We start from the raw sequence: 16,513 nt of genomic DNA, 5'->3' as shown, positions 1-16,513 counted from the left end.
AATTCAAGATTTTGTGATAAAATAATGTCATGACAATAAAATCAACCTTTGCAAAATTAGCTGGGCAATCTGCCCATTTTATTCTTAATAAACTCGGTCGTGGTTCGACTTTACCAGGTAAAATTGCTCTGAAGATTGACAAGCATCTCTTGGATGACTTAGCCAAAGACTATGAAATCGTCGTCATCACTGGTTCAAATGGTAAAACCTTGACGACTGCTCTGACTGTTGGCATTTTACAAGAGGCTTATGGTCAAGTCTTGACCAATCCTAGTGGGGCTAACATGATTACAGGGATTACGTCAACTTTCTTGACTGCAAAAACAGGTGCTTCTGGCAAAAAAATTGCCGTCTTGGAAATTGATGAGGCTAGTCTGCCTAAAATTACTCAATATATCAAACCAAGTCTGTTTGTCTTCACCAATATTTTTAAGGATCAGATGGATCGTTACGGTGAAATTTATACCACCTATCGCTTTATCTTAGACGGAGCAAAAAATGCACCGGAAGCAACCATTTTAGCTAATGGGGATAGCCCACTCTTTCACCCTAGTAGCATGACAAATCCTGTCAAATATTATGGTTTTGATACTGAAAAGACGGCTGCTCATCTCCCTCATTACAACACCGAAGGAATTGTCTGCCCAGACTGTCATCAGATTTTGACTTATCAACTCAATACCTATGCTAATCTTGGGGATTATATCTGTCAAAATTGTGGTTTCAAGCGTCCACAACTTGACTATCGCTTGACCCAGTTAACAGAATTAACTCATGTGTCGTCACAATTTATCATTGATGGTCAAGAATATAAAATCAATGTTGGTGGGCTTTACAATATCTATAATGCCCTAGCTAGTGTTGCTGTTGCTGAACAGTTGGGAGTTTCTCCTGAAAAAATCAAGGCTGGATTTGAAAAGAGTAAGGCAGTCTTTGGGCGTCAAGAAACCTTCAAGATTGGCAATACCAATTGTACACTTATCCTAATTAAAAATCCTGTCGGTGCCAGTCAAGCTCTTGAAATGATTAAACTAGCTCCTTATCCGTTTACGCTATCTGTTCTATTAAACGCCAACTATGCTGATGGGATTGACACTAGCTGGATTTGGGATGCTGATTTTGAAAGTATTACCGAAATGAACATCACGCAAGTCTTTGCAGGAGGGGTTCGTCAGGCAGAAATTGCTCGTCGCTTACGTGTCACTGGCTATGATTCAGAAAAAATCCAAGCAACAGACAGTCTAGAAGACTTGGTTAACTTGATTAGTCAACAAGAAACACCAAATGCCTATATCCTTGCGACTTATACGGCCATGTTAGAATTGCGTGAGCTATTGACCAAGAAAAATGCTATCAGAAAGGAGGGGAACTAAATGACTTATACTTCTTTGCAATCACCAACAGACCGTGATTACTCCTACCAACTCAATTTAGCCCACCTTTATGGCAATCTCATGAATACCTATGGTGACAATGGCAATGTTTTGATGATGAAATACGTTGGTGAAAAATTAGGGGCTTCAGTAACGGTTGATATTGTTTCTATTGATGACCGTTTTGACCCAGACCACTATGACCTTGCCTTTTTTGGTGGTGGACAGGACTATGAACAAACTCTTGTTGCCAAAGATTTACCAAGCAAACGTCATGATGTTGCTCAGTTTATTGAAAACAACAAGGTCATTTTAGCTATCTGTGGTGGTTTTCAACTACTCGGCCAGTATTATATTCAAGCTAATGGGGTTAGGATTGAAGGAATTGGTGTCATGGGGCACTATACCCTTAATCAGCAAAATAATCGTTTTATCGGTGACATTAAAATTCATAACGAAGAATTTAATGAAACCTACTACGGTTTTGAAAATCATCAAGGCCGAACCTTTCTTTCTGATGATGAAAAACCACTAGGTAAAGTTGTTTATGGCTGTGGCAACAACAAGGAAGACGGCACTGAGGGCGTTCACTATAAAAACGTCTATGGTAGTTACTTCCACGGCCCAATCTTAGCTCGTAATCCTCGCTTGGCCTATCGCCTAGTCACTACTGCTCTGCGTAATAAATATGGTCAAGATCTTCAGTTACCATCTTATGACGACATTCTTAAAGATGAAGTTGCTCAAGAATACGCTGATGTCAAACAAAAAGCTGATTTTGAAGATTAGACAAAAACCTTCTTCTAGATATACTAGAAGAAGGTTTTTGTTTTTTATAAAATACCATAAGATTTTAATAACATAGTACTGGTATAAAGTAATATTATTAAAATACCAATAAGTAAAAACCCTGATAGATAATCTTTTTTCATTGTTTTATTTGGTACAAAAGCCAATAAAACGGCTGAACTAATAGGAATAAAATATCTTCCTTGTAAACCAAAGATAACATCCGATCCTACTGGCGTCCAGATTTGATACAAAGCTAAAAACGATAACAATACATAAGTAATAAAAAATATCAAAATAATTACTCTGTTTGCTAGCGATAGACCCATCTTCCTCTTGTTTGGAATAAACAAAGATAAGAAAAGCAAGCCATAATATAACTTAACCAAATCAAATGGTATATTACGATTTAATAAAGCAAACTGCCCTGCCGATGAATGAATTAAAAATCTATAATGTTTAATTAATGTGTTTTTGATAACTAATACAAAGCTAAAAGGATCCTGTAAAATATAACTTAACTGCTTACTCGGTTGTCCAAAATCCTGATACAAAAAATCTTGATTTGGAAATAACTTCCCCCACATATAATAACTAATAATTGATACAGCAAACACAATACTGCCCCATTTTAACTTATTTAAAACACTAAAGTGTTGATTGGGAATCAAGAAAAATAATAAACCAAATACAATTAAAGTAGGTTTCATTTGAACTAAAGCAATCATGACTACAAATGATATGTACAGTATCTTTTTATTTAAATGATTTTCAAATATTAGCTTAGACAACAAAGCAACAAATAAAAAACTTATCGCGTCTGTAAAAGCATCACCACTAGTTGAAGTTGCCAACTCCAATAATAATGGATTTAATCCTAACAAAGCGAAGCCCCATTTTGCAAATTTTGTTATTTTTATTGCTAATACGATCACAATAATATAAGCAATAAAATTAAATAATTTTGCTAAAAAGTATATGCTCAAGATAGAGGTGGTAAATTTTTTAGCAATACCAATCCCTAAAATTTGAGGAATATATTGAATAAAAGAATAACTAACCTGTCCACCTAAAGGAATAAATACTTTGTTTTGATTAGTATAATTATCTAATTTAAGTAAAGAATAATCATAAGTGCTATCTGGGTTATAATCAACTTCTATTGAATTTGTATTTAAATCTATAATTGATTTTGGTTGATAAAATCCTAATTTATTCCAACTTTTAAATTGATTTCCTTCTATTTCGCTATTATATGATGGGATAACTTTCCCCTCTGCAAAAGCATAAGCTTTAGAAAAATGTCCTATTTCATCAGGAGCAGTCATAGGTGGAAAGATAAATAGAAATAAGATACCAAATATTATCGCTAAGCTGATAAAAACACTAGCTGGATTCAAATAATTGCTTAACTTATCTATTCTTTTCATAGTACTCATACACTTTCAATTCATAATGCATGCGATTTTGACGAACAACGGTATCTAAAATAACTCCTGAAATAAAGAAGAGTCCTGCAAAAATCATCAAACCAGTTGCTAAAATGGCTGATGGGAATTTAGCAATCAAGCCTGTCCGAGTAAATTCGCTAATGACAGGCAGACCTACCAATAAGCCCAAAATGACAAAGATAAGAGATAAAAGACTAAAGAAAAGTAAAGGCTTGTAATCTTTGAACAGGTTAAAGATAGTGCGTAATACCTTAAAACCATCGGAAAACGTGCTTAACTTGGATTCACTTCCTTCTGGACGGTCTTGATAGGTGATTGGCACTTCAACCAACTTAAAGCGTTTATCCAAGGCATGAATTGACAATTCTGTTTCAATTTCAAAGCCTGGCGACAAGACTGGAAAGGTTTTGACAAACAAACGATTAAAGCCACGATAGCCAGTCATAATATCTTCGTAATTTCCTTGATAAAGTCGGTTAATCAACCCCTTAACCAAATTATTGCCAAAATCATGGAAGCCACGTTTGTTTTCCTTGGCATAGCTCCCATTGGATAAGCGATCACCAATGGTCATATCAGCTTGCCCTTGTCGCAAAGGATCTAACAACTTGTTGACCTCATCTGCTGGATAAGTGTCATCCGCATCAACCATGATGTAGTAATCCGCGTCAATTTCACGAAACATCGAACGCACCACATTTCCCTTACCTTGACGAGGTTCAAAACGAACCACTGCTCCGGACGCTTTAGCTAATTGGTTGGTCTTGTCCTTAGAGTTATTGTCATAAACATAAATGGTCGCTTGCGGCAATACCTTTTGGAAATCAGAAATAACCTTTTGAATGGTTACTTCTTCATTATAGGCTGGCAACAAAACAGCAATTTTTTCTTGCATTTTCTCTCCTTATTTAATTTCAAAAAAACTTGGTCTTGCTTTAATATAAGCCTTACCTATAGTCATATCATACTGCAATAGTTTCAGGTCAGCTTCCACTTCTTCTAATTCTTTTTCACTCAACTCCTCACGGTTAAGCAATTGGGTCAATAAAGCATAATAAGGGGAAACCTTGGCATTAGTATGAGCTAACAAGGCTGCTGGAAAATCATTCGAGCGAATAAGTGGGTACTCTAATTGTTGATTTTCTTGGTTGTTCCAAATAAAATAATCGGTTTGATACTTGCTATCTGCTTGCTCACTAAACACTTGTTCTGGATATAAACTTGGCAAATGGTCCCCATAAAAAACAACGGTTATCGGCTTGTCAATTTCTTGAAGGGCTTCTAAAAAAGCAATGGTGGCTTCATCTGTCTGTGCTAATAAACGAGCATAACTGGTTAGATTAGCATTTTCTTTTGCAGAAAAATTTTGTCCTGTCGCCATGACTTCTTCTGGTGTGCTAGCTGACCAAGGGACATGATTTTGCATGGTAATGACAGAGAAAAATTGACTGGTTTTTGTATCCAAACGTGCCAAAATATTATCATAAACCGTTTGATCACTGATATTGACACCCGCACGATTAACATCAAGCAACTTGTCCTTCGTGCTATTAGTAAAGACTTGTTTGCCAAAGCCTAACTGCTGATAGATAAGATGACGACTATAATTAAGCCTATTTTCTGGATGAATCACCACTTTATTTTGTTTTTGATAAAGATCGCTAATCGAAGGAAATACCTTCATTTTAGGCACAACTTCAGTATAAAGGACGGAAACTGATGACGAAAAATTGGGTAAAGGAAGACCTGTCAAAGACTGAAACTCCATATTTGCAGTGCCACCACCATAACCATCTGATGACATCAAGCCAGATGTTGTTTCTTCTTTAATGGCATCAATATTAGGCAATACACTAGCTGATAAATCAATGCCATCTAAACGTTCCGGATTGGCTAAACTCTCACTCAATAGATAGATAACAGTTTGTTGGTCAATTTTTTCTGTTCTTTCTCGATTGATATCTTTGGCTAGTTGACTATATTTTTTTACTAATTCTTCTATTTTAGCCTGATTATATTGACTTGGTTTTTCCATAATCGGTGTCGTCAACTGTTTAGTCCATACATAAGCCAGTGATTTATAGCGAGCATTACTTGAAAATCCTAACCAGTTAATATTTAAAACCTTATCTAATTTAGCCAAACTAGGTAATGGGTTAAGGTAACTAGCATTGCCATAAACCACAGCTACAAGACTAACTAAAACGAAGAGACTCCCAAAAAATCGTTGTAACCAAGAAAAAATTGGAGGGGAAACCAGACGCCTTCTAACATAAGAATAAATAAAACCAAGACCAATAAGAAAGAATAGACTCAACCAAATTACGCTTGGACTAACAAAACCAATCAGTAATCCTAATTGACGTAACCAAACAAAGTCAATTAACAAGAGTGGTTCACTACGCATGAATTCTTTTAGGTAATTGACTAACGATAGACTGCTACCCAAGCCAAAAATCAGAAGACTTCCTATCAAGTAGCGATTGGTCATAAAATAAACCAGTAAAGCTAAAGCAAAAAGTATAAGTAATTGAAAACTGATCGCTCCAGGCAAAACATAATAATTAGCAATACTCTCTGATTTTTTGACACCAAGCTGAAAGGTATAATTAAAGAATAAGGCAAAAAAAGCACTAGAAACTACAGCTAGATAAGGGGTTGCCAAAGCCATGCGTAATCCCTGCCAAGCTTTAGAAAAGATGAAAATCAAGGCAGCAAAACATAATAAAGAACTGGTAACTTGTACTAATAAGCCTAAATGATAACTAGCTAATTCATCTGAAGCAAACAATGGGCGCAAAGGCAACAAAAGACTAGCACGATATTGACTATCTTGTAACAAGAAGGAAGCGCTCAAAAGATAGAAAAGAAGTTCCTCATGACCAGTATAATCTGGCAACCATTCCTGTTTATCATAGGCAACAAGTAAGCGATGAAGAAAAAAGGCCAATAGAATCATAAAAAACAGTGGTAGGAGAAAATTCCCTTGCCAAAATTGATTTTTTTGAAACGCTCCAACAATAAAGTCCTTGTTATTGAGTTGGCGAGTCAACCTCAAAAAATAGGACAAGAAGAGATAGATCAAATAAACCGTGCTTAATCTTTTAAAAAATGACCACGTCAACAGTTTGGGTAAATAAAGTACCAAACCTAGACCTGAAATATAGAACAAGAGGTAACTAAAATTTTTAATCCCAACAAGGTCTGAGGCCGTATTGTTGGCTAAGATTGACAGATTGATTAGTTGAAGATTGAAATAAATACTCAATAATAAAATAATCAATCCATGTAAAGCAAATAGCCAATCTATAGATTTTAAGCCCTGTTTCATAATGACCACTTTCCCATTAGTCGCTTGATAATATACTTAATAGCGCGTGCAGGCCCAATCACAATATATTTTAAAGCACCTTTTATCCCACCCATATAGGTAAAATCAACATAAGTACTTGGAGCACTCCCTTGACGTTCATTAAGTAATTTATTATCAATAAAAGGACTCAGACGGATTGGGTTGGCTGCAATTCTGAAATCATAATGTTGATTCCAAGCAATATAGACTAGCAATCGCTCAATCGCATGGAGAATAGAATTTTGTGGTAGGGGTTCAGCTGGCACATCTGCATCCGTCAAATCCAAATCAAACAGTGGCTTCAAAGCGTCATACTTGAACCACACAAACGTCCCATAACTCATCACAAAGGTCTGCATGGCTTGAAAATCAATAGTCTTTTTCATCCCCATTTTTTGCCATAGGTCGTTCATTTCAGGAGCAATTAAGTGCTCATTCCAAGCATCCACAATCTTATTATAACGGAAAAAACTAGGAATATCGGCAATCACCAAACCGATATTTTCCTTGCTTAGTTGAGCTAATATTTGATTGGCTGGTTTGATGAGCATCTCAATCAATTCCTGACGCCAAGATTGTCCTGCCCAAAAATCAGCTTCTTTTGATTTTTTAGTATGAAAATGTCCAACATAATCATAAGCAGATAGTTGCTCTTTTAATTTTAACATCGGCAACACATCACGGCCAATATTACCAGTCACTATAATCTCAGCTTTTTGATTAAATGCCGCTAACACTTGTTTTATGTCTTCTTGTTTTTCTACCTGGTCTGTCGTGATAAACAAATCATAAGAAAAGCTAAATTGCTTAAAGGCTTCTAAAAATTCAGCCAATAAATCAACATAAAAGACATGAAGGTGAACTGCTACTTTTTGATGTTCAGGAATAGGTTCTTGTACATCTGTTAGCTCAAGATATTTACGACCCAACAAATAGCTACTGTCTGGTAAACCAACATCAGACATGTGTGTCACAATTAGTTCAACAGGATAGCTTGTTGTTCGCTCAATTTCTTCTAGCAAATAGGGACTGATATGCTGATTGGCATCAATGGCTTTAACCTTAATAAAGGGCACACGATTGTTCAAAATAGCTGTCGGATGATAGTATGAAAAATCAGGGTGCAACATACCAGTCGTATCTTCTTCCACCGTATCAAAAACGGTCTGATAATTGAAGCCAGCCTTTAATAAGGTCGTGGTTACTTGTGTTTCATAATGACTGATAACATCTGCAACATCTGTAAAATCCTTAATAGAAGACCAAAAATTACGAAATACTGACGATTCAACGACGGTTTGCTTAAAACTGATAAAATAACTTTGAATATGTTCTGCAAAATCCTTGGTCTTACGATTGTTAGTCATGCCCCAAAAATCAATTTCAGAAACTGCTTCATATTTAAGATAATAATCTTTCAAATCCCATAAAGGACCAAAACAAGTATCGTTCATAATGGTCACATTATCATACATCGTCAGATGATCAAACCCTAGTTTCAGCATACCATCACGCCAAGCCGCAAAATCAAACCCTTGATTTTCTCGCTGAATAAACTCATCCATCAATCTTTGATTCACTAACTGTTGATAATCCATTTCTTGAATTTGACTATTAGAAATGAATAGAATCTTAGAAAACAACGGACGAAGCTGATTTAATTGATAGTAAACATGTGGGCTAACACGATTGTATTTATTAAAATGCACATATAAAAGCAAACGCTTCATTATTTTCTCCTAAAAAAGTTAATCAGCTTGGTTGGAATACGCCAACGACGAGAATGAACGACAGAATTATAACGAACAACCATTTGCTCCAACTCTTTTTTATAATACTGTTTTTCTGATTCCAACATAAGTAGCTGACGTTGACTGTTATCTAAATTTTGTTTAAGCTCTTGATAAGTCAACAAGTCTGAACTAAGTAATTTGACAATGTAGTCATCTTCAGCCACATCATCGACATTATACATCTGATAAGATAGGCTGAACTGCTTTTGTGGTAAATGACCTACATCATAATAAAGATAGGCATCCCCCTGATTGAAAAAATAAGTTTCTTGAAATCTAACACCATTTGTAAAATTAGGTAGTAGTTCTGTTTGATAGCTATCATCAATAACACGAATATAACGATAAAAACTAGGTAGTTTAGATAAATCGATTCGTAAAGTGATAGCATCATCTGGCAAGGTAAAGGTCAAGGTATCCTGATAGGACATCGTGGCGGACAAAATCTGATTAGCATCAGATGCTTCCTTTTTTATATAACTAATGCTGATTTCTTGAGTACTTAGATGAGACACTGGATAGTCTTTTTGAGCCAAGGCCAAACTGAACTCATTATGCCTGTCTAGCAGTAATTTCAACATAGCCACCGTATCTCGCTTAGGGTACTTATCTAAATAATAGTATTGTGTTTGTAATAGGCGATCAAAACGTTGATTTAATGACTTGAAAGATTGGGGTCGTGATTCTGAGCCTTGATTGACACGATAAGCCACGGTCACTTCTGGCAAAAAGATAAACTCAGTCAGATTGAACAAATCTAGTTGTAGATTAAAGGTATCATCTGCTGTGTCTTTGTCCTCTAGTAACATTTGATTAGCTTGTTGCATAACTTGGGTTTCGACCAACCAACTAGACGGCGCTGTAAAACCACGGGTGACCAGCATTTTTTCATAAGTGTCTGCCAAATCGACCACTCCTTGTTCAAAAACACTTTGAGCTAAGATACGACCATTCTCATCAATGTAGTTAATATCCGTTCCACACCACTTAGCTGCTTGATGTTCAAGTAATTGAACTTGTTTGGCCAATTTTAAGTCATCAATCCAATAATCATCTCCATCACAACGAGCAATGTAATCCCCCTTAGCTTCTTGACAAATCGAAATCCAAGTTTGGTTAATCCCTTGATTCTCTTCATGATAAAAGGCACGAATCAGCTCAGGGTATTTTTTCGCATAGGACTCAATAATCACTCTTGACCCATCAGTTGAACAATCATCAACCAGAAGAATTTCATAATCAACTTCTTTTTGACCTAAAAAACTATCAATGGTCTGTTCTAACCACTGGGCTTTATTGTAAACGGTACAAATAATCGAAACTAGGGTAGGTGATGTTTTCATAACTTTCCTCAACTATTCTGACAAGATTTCCCACGAACCGTTGCGTTGAATAATACCAGAAGCAGAATCCAAAGCAGATAAATCATCTAGGGCAATATCATCACGATTAATCATAATAATCGGTGCATTACTAGCATTAGCAAATGCCAACATTTCCTTAGACGGACCAAGTATGGTAACCTGTAATTTCAACTTAATATCGTTAATATTGGGAATGTCACAAGTATAACGATAAGACTTATGCCCCGTTCCCTTGGTCGGTATATCCCAAGCATTGTCATTATAAATCCAAATCTGACGATCAATATCGGTTAGGGAAAAAACAATGTGGGTATCAATATCGGTCAGTACATCATAGGAAATTTCAAAGATAATCTTATCTTTTGGTGTCATTTGAGCTTGGGACAACAGTTTAACCTTGAGATTATCGACTTGTAAAATCTCTTCTATTGATTCCGTTTCTTCTTCACTGGTTTCCACCACTTCAGTTTGTACAGCATTGTCAAAACTATATTGGTTGGCTACATCATCTGGTTCTCCATTAACCTTGATCAAACCATCTTCAATCAAAATAGCCTTATTACAGTATTTTTTTACTGCTCCCATGTCATGGGTCACTAAAATGGTTGTCTTGCCACTTGCTTTTCGTTCCAAGAAATAATCATTACATTTACGCTGAAAGGCCTCGTCACCTACGGCTAAAACTTCATCTAGAATGAGAATGTCACCTTGGGCCTTGATGGCTACTGAAAATGCCAGACGAACCTGCATACCACTTGAATAGTTTTTCAGCTTTTGATTCATAAATTCTCGCAACTCAGCAAAATCAACAATGTCATCATACATGGCATCGACTTCTTCTGTGGTAAAACCTAACATGGCACCATTCATATAAACATTTTCGCGCCCAGTCAATTCAGGATTAAACCCAACCCCCAACTCGATAAAGGACACCAATTTCCCATCAATCGTTACTTGTCCCTTTTCTGGTGTGTAAATCTGTGAAATGATTTTGAGTAGGGTTGATTTTCCTGATCCATTGCGTCCAACAATTCCAAAAAAATCACCCTTTTCTACCTCAAAGCTAATGTCTTTAAGAACATGGTATTCCTTGTAGCCCTTAATCCCCTTGAAACGATTAACCAGACTGGTTCGCAAACTATGGGTACTTTCTGTTGGAAGTTTGAAAAACTTACTAACCTGCTCTACTTTTACTGCAATTTGCTTAGCTGTCATTAAAGAATCTCCGCGAATGTTTTAGCATGTTTATTAAAATACCAAAAACCAAAAGCAAAAATAGCCACTGGTAAAAGGTAAGGAATTAAAGAATAAGGAAGTCTGACAATCTGCCAAACGGTTGTATTGGCTGGATTGATTAGTAGATAGCGTAAATCTTGGATAATTTGAGCCATGGGATTGAGCATGACAATCTTGGCTGCCAGCATACTGGTATTTGAAATTTGACTAAGCGGGTAAATAATTGGTGTCGCATACATACCTGCTTGCATCAAGACTTCCCATACTGGACCAATGTCACGAAATTTAACGAAAAGAGCTGATAAAAAGAGAGCAATTCCCATAGCCAAGAGCGCCACTTCAACCACTAAAAAAATAGATAACATGGCAGGCCATGTGAACTCAACACCGTTAATTAAGGCAAAAAGCATGACAACTAAAAGGTTAATACCGTAGTTAATCAAGGCTCCTACAACTGAGGATAAGACAATGATACTTTTTGAAAAATTTAACTTTCTCAACAAATCACCACGACTAACAATAGACATCATCCCCATGTTCGTTGCTTCAGAAAAGAAAGACCAAGTCACCATACCTAGAAGAAGCGCTACGGCAAAATGTGGCACATCTTGACCAAATCTCAAAAAATGAATAAAAACCACATACATAATAGCGAAAAGCATGACTGGTTTTAGAATTGACCAAAGGTAGCCAATCACGCTCCCTTGATAACGTAGCTTAAAATCAGTTTTGACCAATTCTTTTAATAAAATTCGATTTTCTTTTTTAAAGAAATCCATTATTTTCTCCTGTAAGCAAATTTTGTAACGATTAACATCCTAAAAATAAAGGTATGAAACCACCTGTTCTTAGCAAATTGATATTTTTTCAACAAACCAATGCGTTCTACCAACGGTTTGTCTAGCAACCCAACATACGTTTCAATTAAGTCACGATTGGGTTGAGATAAGTCTTTATCCAAAAGCAGAGCAGCTTGTTTTTGACTAGCTGTAATTAACCACCAATATTTAGTAACCAACTTATGAGGTTGTAACCAATTTCTCATCCGCTTAGACCAAGTTCTAGCTCCTAAAACATTATCACTATGCTGACGATACAGTTCAGTCGGCGTATCTAGATAGACTAACTGTCCTAAAGCAGCAGCTAGCAGAGCCAAATACCAATCATGCATGAGCAAATTTTCTGTTTCCGTCCAATTCTGAGCCAAGGCATGATTGATCATTATGGTGCCACCTGTGACCGTATTTTCAGTCAGTTCTTGTCGCAAACTGGTGTTGGCATGATGAGATTGTGTCTTTATCATGCTAGGATATAAGACATTTAACTGTTCATCTACCACAGACAAGTCTGTATAAATAAGTAAAGGACACTCCTTGGCAAATTCTTGTGCTTTTTCTAGACAAAGTGATAATTTTTCTGGCAACCAGACATCATCTTGGTCACTAAAAAAATAATAATCCGCCTGTTCCTGTTTTAGCAACCGATGAAAACTCTTAATAACACCTAGATTTTTTTGATTAGGGTTTGGCAACAGACGAATACGTTCATCTTCTGCCATATAAGATTTGACAACATCAAGGGTTTTATCCGTTGAACCATCATCGCGAATCCATAACGTCCAATCGGTAAAGGACTGTTGTTGAATACTCTCAATCTGTTGACCAATGAAAGATTGACCATTATAGCTGGCAAGAAGAATATTAACCTTCATCTAAAAACAACTCCTCATACTGTTCAACAATCCTTTCCCAAGTGTAAGATTCCCTCATCAACCGCTTAGCTTTTTGCCCTAATTCAGAAAAGTCAAACCCTTTATCGTAAACCTCAACTAAGTCTGTCAAGCTATCATCATCTTTTTTCCAATACAAAACCGTATCTTGAGCCACTTGGCGATTAAAATCCACATCTAAAACCAGGTTGCGATTGGTGTGGGCGAGAGCCTCTAACAAACCTGGATTGGTCCCACCCACTTCATGCCCATGTAAATAGGCAAAGGCTTCTTGACGAAGATAAGTCAACAATTCTCGGTCATAAACTGTACCGACAAACTTAATTCTTCTATCCTTATCAAAGCCTGTTTCTTGTCGCAAACCCTCAAAATAAGGATTTTCTTCATGATTGCAAACAATCAAGAGATCACGCTGACTCTTGCTCTTCATAAAAGCCTTTATCATGTGGGCATAGTTATTTTCTGGCACAAAGCGCCCCACAATCAGATAATACGCCTTCTCCTGACAAGACCAGTTGTCAAAAAAATCTCTAACTACTTGACTGTCCTGCCTTAAAGAACTTGCTGACAAATCTGTTCCATAAGCAATAAATGTCGTTTTAGCCCAAGGATATGCTTGCTTGATATAACTTTCAATTCCCTTATTGTCACAAATGACCAAATCTGCCGCCTGGGTCATCTTTTTTTCAGCATGCTTTAAATAGGCTTGAATAGGCTTAGACCATTTGGAACGTTTCCACTCCAAGCCATCTGGATTAACATAGAGCTGACCACCTACTTTTTTTATCTGGTGTGCAACAGGGCCTATCATTCCTCCTATGGTATTTCCCAATATATAAAAAATAGGATTTTTGATTGCTTGTTCTTTAATCATATCCAGGGCATAGGCAATCGCTTTAAGGTCATAGGCAATCACTCGAGCTGGCCCTAAAAACTTGGGAATCTTGATGGTGAAACAGTCTGCTCCTTCGTACATAAAATGATGCCCTGTTTTATCATCTGTTAGACAAGCCACATGGTAACGAATCATCGAAGTTTGTTGATGTTTGACTAATTCTTCCACAAAAGTTTCAAAGCCACCATACTGGGCTGGCAAACCCCGACTTCCAATCACAAAAACATCTTGCATGGCTCACCTCTTTTTCATTACAATCATAGTCTATTATATCATATTTTATCTTGATTCAAACCTAAAAAGCTAGAGCCTAAGCCCTAGCTAACATCACTAATTATTTAAGCTCTTGACGATAAAACTCCTTGAGTGCATCTTGCCAACTTGGAATCACAAATCCTGTCGCCTTAGCTTTATCAAGATTAAGCGTCGAATTAAACGGTCGCTTAGCCTTAGCTGGAAATTGACTAGAATCGACAGGGGATACCTTGACATCATGATCTTTTAGAATCTCACAAGCAAAATCATACCAAGTCGTGTCTTCCTTAGCATCATTTGACAAATGATAATATCCATAAGCCTTGCGATTTTCTGCTAAATATGTCATAAATTCCGCCAGAGTACGTGTCCATGTTGGACGTCCATGTTGGTCATTGACCACTGTTAATTCCGGATGTTTGTCTGCCAAAGACTGCATGGTAAAGACAAAGTTTTTACCATACTGACCAAATACCCAAGCCGTACGGATAATGTAGTAATCAGCCAAATACTTTTCAACAAGCTCTTCACCCAAACGCTTGGTACGACCGTACTCCGTTTGAGGATTTGGTTGATCTGTTTCCAACCATTCTTGACCAACTGGCTTTTCTCCATCAAACACATAATCCGTAGAAATATAAACTAGCGTTGCCTTAAATTTGGCACAAGCCTTAGCCACATTTTCAGTACCCGTCACGTTAATGGCATAATTAAGTTCTTTTCCTTCATCTTCTGCTGCATCAACTGCCGTGTAAGCTGCACAATGATAGACCAACGTTGGTTTGACTTGGGCAAATACTGCTTCGACTTTTTCTGCGTCAAGAATATCCATTTCAGCCACATCAACCGCTACATACTCTTCTTGACGTTCGTCCAAAAGATGACAAAGCTCTGTCCCTAATTGCCCCTTACTACCTGTTACTAAAATCATGATGTTCTCCTTTAGCTCTTTTTTTCTATTCTACACTAAAAAAAGGATATTTTCATCCTTTTTCTTTAATAATATAGACAGGTCGTTTTTTAGTTTCAAGGAAAATCTTGGCAATATACTTACCAATAATCCCTAGACTAAGTAACTGTAAACCACCAATAAATAAAATAATGGAAACCAAACTAGCCCAGCCAGTCACACTACCACCAATGGTTAGCTTGCGAATCACTACAAATAAAATCCCTAAAATCGAGGTCAAGAAAAATAAGGTTCCTGTCCACATTGAGAAATTAAGTGGGGCTTCTGAAAAGTTGATAAAACCATCCAAGGAATATTTGAAAAGACTCCAAAAATTCCAAGAGGTTTCACCCGCTACACGTTCCCTATTTTCATAACTGACATAGGTTACCTTAAAACCGACCCAAGAAAATAGCCCCTTAGAAAAACGATTGACCTCACTCAAAGAAAGGATACTATCGACGACTTGTCTTGTCATCAGACGAAAATCACGAGCCCCATCTACCATTTCAGTATCTGAAATTTTATTGATTAAAAAGTAGAAAGAACGTGCAAAGAAAGAGCGAATAGGTGGTTCACCCTTTCTATCTGCCCGTCTAGTACCAACCACATCATAACCTTCTTGGATTTTTTGATACATCTCTACCAATAGTTCAGGCGGATCTTGTAAATCCACATCCATGACCGTAATTAAATCACCAGTTGCTGCTTCAAGACCTGCCAAGAGAGCTGCTTCTTTGCCGAAATTTCGTGAAAAAGATAGATAATGAACATTGTCAAATTGACTAGACACATCACGCAGAACATCTAAAGTCTGATCTTTTGAGCCATCGTTGATGAAAATATAATCAAAAGCCAATTCTTTTTCCATTTTTTTCTCAACCAATTGAGTGGCTGAGAGAAATGTTCTAATCGTTGCCTCTTCATTATAACAAGGCACCACTAATGATAAACGTTTCATCTCATCCTACCTTATTCCTAACGCAATGCGAGCATAGCGACTCAATTTTTCAGTTGACCAAGCTGGTGTCCAGACTAATTTTACCTCTGTCTTTGTGACTTCTGGAATTTCCTTCATCACATCATAAATCTGGTCAGTAATCAAATCAGCCAAGGGACATCCCATGGTCGTCAGGGTCATGTCAATTTCTGTTTCACCATTTTGTTCAAAACGAATATCATAAATTAAACCTAGATTAACAATATCAATTCCTAATTCTGGATCTAAGACCAATTCTAATTGCTCTAAAATTCGATCTTTGATGTGAAGAATTTCTTCTTCCGTATATCTTGCTGACATTTTTCTCCCTTAATTTATTGATGATAG

General features: G+C 36.7%; 14 protein-coding genes. 2 read left to right on the top strand and 12 right to left on the bottom strand.

Translation table 11 applies throughout. The annotated features are described in order from the left end of the window. Positions 1 to 29: 29 nt before the first annotated feature. Together murT and gatD are read left to right on the top strand one after the other, a co-directional pair. A complete protein-coding gene (gene murT / locus FRX52_RS01430; RefSeq protein WP_146538235.1) occupies positions 30 to 1,373 on the top strand; it encodes a lipid II isoglutaminyl synthase subunit MurT in 1,344 nt (447 codons plus the stop codon). Further along, the gene (gatD, locus tag FRX52_RS01425; protein ID WP_146538234.1) at positions 1,374 to 2,162 is read left to right on the top strand and encodes a lipid II isoglutaminyl synthase subunit GatD; all 789 of its coding nucleotides are present in this window, start codon (positions 1,374 to 1,376) and stop codon (positions 2,160 to 2,162) included. Between the two features lie 44 nt (positions 2,163 to 2,206). On the opposite strand, the gene FRX52_RS01420 is transcribed toward gatD, so the two are convergent. The 12 genes from FRX52_RS01420 to FRX52_RS01365 all read right to left on the bottom strand — a co-directional run bounded on the left by FRX52_RS01420 (position 2,207) and on the right by FRX52_RS01365 (position 16,486). Beyond that, entirely contained in the window at positions 2,207 to 3,592 is a 1,386-nt protein-coding gene (locus tag FRX52_RS01420; protein ID WP_186603310.1) for a DUF2142 domain-containing protein, read from the bottom strand. Continuing rightward, positions 3,576 to 4,508, bottom strand: a complete 933-nt coding sequence (locus tag FRX52_RS01415; protein ID WP_146538232.1) for a glycosyltransferase family 2 protein — start codon at positions 4,506 to 4,508, stop codon at positions 3,576 to 3,578. The genes FRX52_RS01420 and FRX52_RS01415 overlap by 17 nt, the downstream gene beginning before the upstream one ends. Before the next feature lie 9 nt (positions 4,509 to 4,517). Beyond that, positions 4,518 to 6,944, bottom strand: coding sequence for an LTA synthase family protein (locus FRX52_RS01410; protein WP_146538231.1), 2,427 nt, complete (start codon positions 6,942 to 6,944; stop codon positions 4,518 to 4,520). Beyond that, on the bottom strand, positions 6,941 to 8,695 hold the full coding sequence (locus FRX52_RS01405; RefSeq protein WP_146538230.1) for a rhamnan synthesis F family protein: 1,755 nt from the start codon (positions 8,693 to 8,695) through the stop codon (positions 6,941 to 6,943). The genes FRX52_RS01410 and FRX52_RS01405 overlap by 4 nt, the downstream gene beginning before the upstream one ends. After that, positions 8,695 to 10,101 (bottom strand): glycosyltransferase, encoded by a 1,407-nt coding sequence (locus FRX52_RS01400; RefSeq protein WP_146538229.1) that lies wholly within the window; start codon positions 10,099 to 10,101, stop codon positions 8,695 to 8,697. The genes FRX52_RS01405 and FRX52_RS01400 overlap by 1 nt, the downstream gene beginning before the upstream one ends. Positions 10,102 to 10,113: 12 nt before the next feature. Further along, positions 10,114 to 11,337: an ABC transporter ATP-binding protein gene (locus tag FRX52_RS01395; RefSeq protein ID WP_146538228.1), complete on the bottom strand. Its 1,224-nt coding sequence runs from the start codon at positions 11,335 to 11,337 to the stop codon at positions 10,114 to 10,116. Beyond that, positions 11,337 to 12,137 carry an ABC transporter permease gene (locus FRX52_RS01390; protein WP_146495201.1) on the bottom strand — a complete coding sequence of 267 codons (801 nt, stop codon included), beginning with the start codon at positions 12,135 to 12,137 and terminating at the stop codon, positions 11,337 to 11,339. The genes FRX52_RS01395 and FRX52_RS01390 overlap by 1 nt, the downstream gene beginning before the upstream one ends. Further along, a complete protein-coding gene (locus FRX52_RS01385; protein ID WP_146538227.1) occupies positions 12,137 to 13,069 on the bottom strand; it encodes a glycosyltransferase family 2 protein in 933 nt (310 codons plus the stop codon). The genes FRX52_RS01390 and FRX52_RS01385 overlap by 1 nt, the downstream gene beginning before the upstream one ends. Continuing rightward, a complete protein-coding gene (gene cps2T, locus FRX52_RS01380) occupies positions 13,059 to 14,216 on the bottom strand; it encodes a beta 1-4 rhamnosyltransferase Cps2T (protein ID WP_146538226.1) in 1,158 nt (385 codons plus the stop codon). Before cps2T ends, FRX52_RS01385 begins: the two co-directional genes overlap by 11 nt. A gap of 100 nt (positions 14,217 to 14,316) precedes the next feature. Further along, complete coding sequence (gene rfbD, locus FRX52_RS01375) at positions 14,317 to 15,168, bottom strand: dTDP-4-dehydrorhamnose reductase (RefSeq protein WP_146538225.1); 852 nt, start codon at positions 15,166 to 15,168, stop codon at positions 14,317 to 14,319. Positions 15,169 to 15,220: 52 nt separating this feature from the next. Further along, positions 15,221 to 16,147 carry a glycosyltransferase family 2 protein gene (locus FRX52_RS01370; protein ID WP_146538224.1) on the bottom strand — a complete coding sequence of 309 codons (927 nt, stop codon included), beginning with the start codon at positions 16,145 to 16,147 and terminating at the stop codon, positions 15,221 to 15,223. A gap of 6 nt (positions 16,148 to 16,153) precedes the next feature. Further along, positions 16,154 to 16,486: a metal-sulfur cluster assembly factor gene (locus tag FRX52_RS01365; RefSeq protein WP_146495191.1), complete on the bottom strand. Its 333-nt coding sequence runs from the start codon at positions 16,484 to 16,486 to the stop codon at positions 16,154 to 16,156. Positions 16,487 to 16,513: the final 27 nt, after the last annotated feature.

Source organism: Streptococcus sp. sy018, assembly GCF_007859185.1.
Lineage (GTDB): Bacteria > Bacillota > Bacilli > Lactobacillales > Streptococcaceae > Streptococcus.
Note: the sequence above shows the minus strand (reverse complement) of the source record. Positions and strands in the feature narration are given on the sequence as shown.

Bases quoted from the DNA above. Each gene is read 5' to 3' on its own strand.
- murT (WP_146538235.1), top strand. From the start codon at position 30: ATGACAATAAAATCAACCTTTGCAAAATTAGCTGGGCAATCTGCCCAT.
- gatD (WP_146538234.1), top strand. From the start codon at position 1,374: ATGACTTATACTTCTTTGCAATCACCAACAGACCGTGATTACTCCTAC.
- FRX52_RS01420 (WP_186603310.1), bottom strand. From the start codon at position 3,592: ATGAAAAGAATAGATAAGTTAAGCAATTATTTGAATCCAGCTAGTGTT.
- FRX52_RS01415 (WP_146538232.1), bottom strand. From the start codon at position 4,508: ATGCAAGAAAAAATTGCTGTTTTGTTGCCAGCCTATAATGAAGAAGTA.
- FRX52_RS01410 (WP_146538231.1), bottom strand. From the start codon at position 6,944: ATGAAACAGGGCTTAAAATCTATAGATTGGCTATTTGCTTTACATGGA.
- FRX52_RS01405 (WP_146538230.1), bottom strand. From the start codon at position 8,695: ATGAAGCGTTTGCTTTTATATGTGCATTTTAATAAATACAATCGTGTT.
- FRX52_RS01400 (WP_146538229.1), bottom strand. From the start codon at position 10,101: ATGAAAACATCACCTACCCTAGTTTCGATTATTTGTACCGTTTACAAT.
- FRX52_RS01395 (WP_146538228.1), bottom strand. From the start codon at position 11,337: ATGACAGCTAAGCAAATTGCAGTAAAAGTAGAGCAGGTTAGTAAGTTT.
- FRX52_RS01390 (WP_146495201.1), bottom strand. From the start codon at position 12,137: ATGGATTTCTTTAAAAAAGAAAATCGAATTTTATTAAAAGAATTGGTC.
- FRX52_RS01385 (WP_146538227.1), bottom strand. From the start codon at position 13,069: ATGAAGGTTAATATTCTTCTTGCCAGCTATAATGGTCAATCTTTCATT.
- cps2T (WP_146538226.1), bottom strand. From the start codon at position 14,216: ATGCAAGATGTTTTTGTGATTGGAAGTCGGGGTTTGCCAGCCCAGTAT.
- rfbD (WP_146538225.1), bottom strand. From the start codon at position 15,168: ATGATTTTAGTAACAGGTAGTAAGGGGCAATTAGGGACAGAGCTTTGT.
- FRX52_RS01370 (WP_146538224.1), bottom strand. From the start codon at position 16,147: ATGAAACGTTTATCATTAGTGGTGCCTTGTTATAATGAAGAGGCAACG.
- FRX52_RS01365 (WP_146495191.1), bottom strand. From the start codon at position 16,486: ATGTCAGCAAGATATACGGAAGAAGAAATTCTTCACATCAAAGATCGA.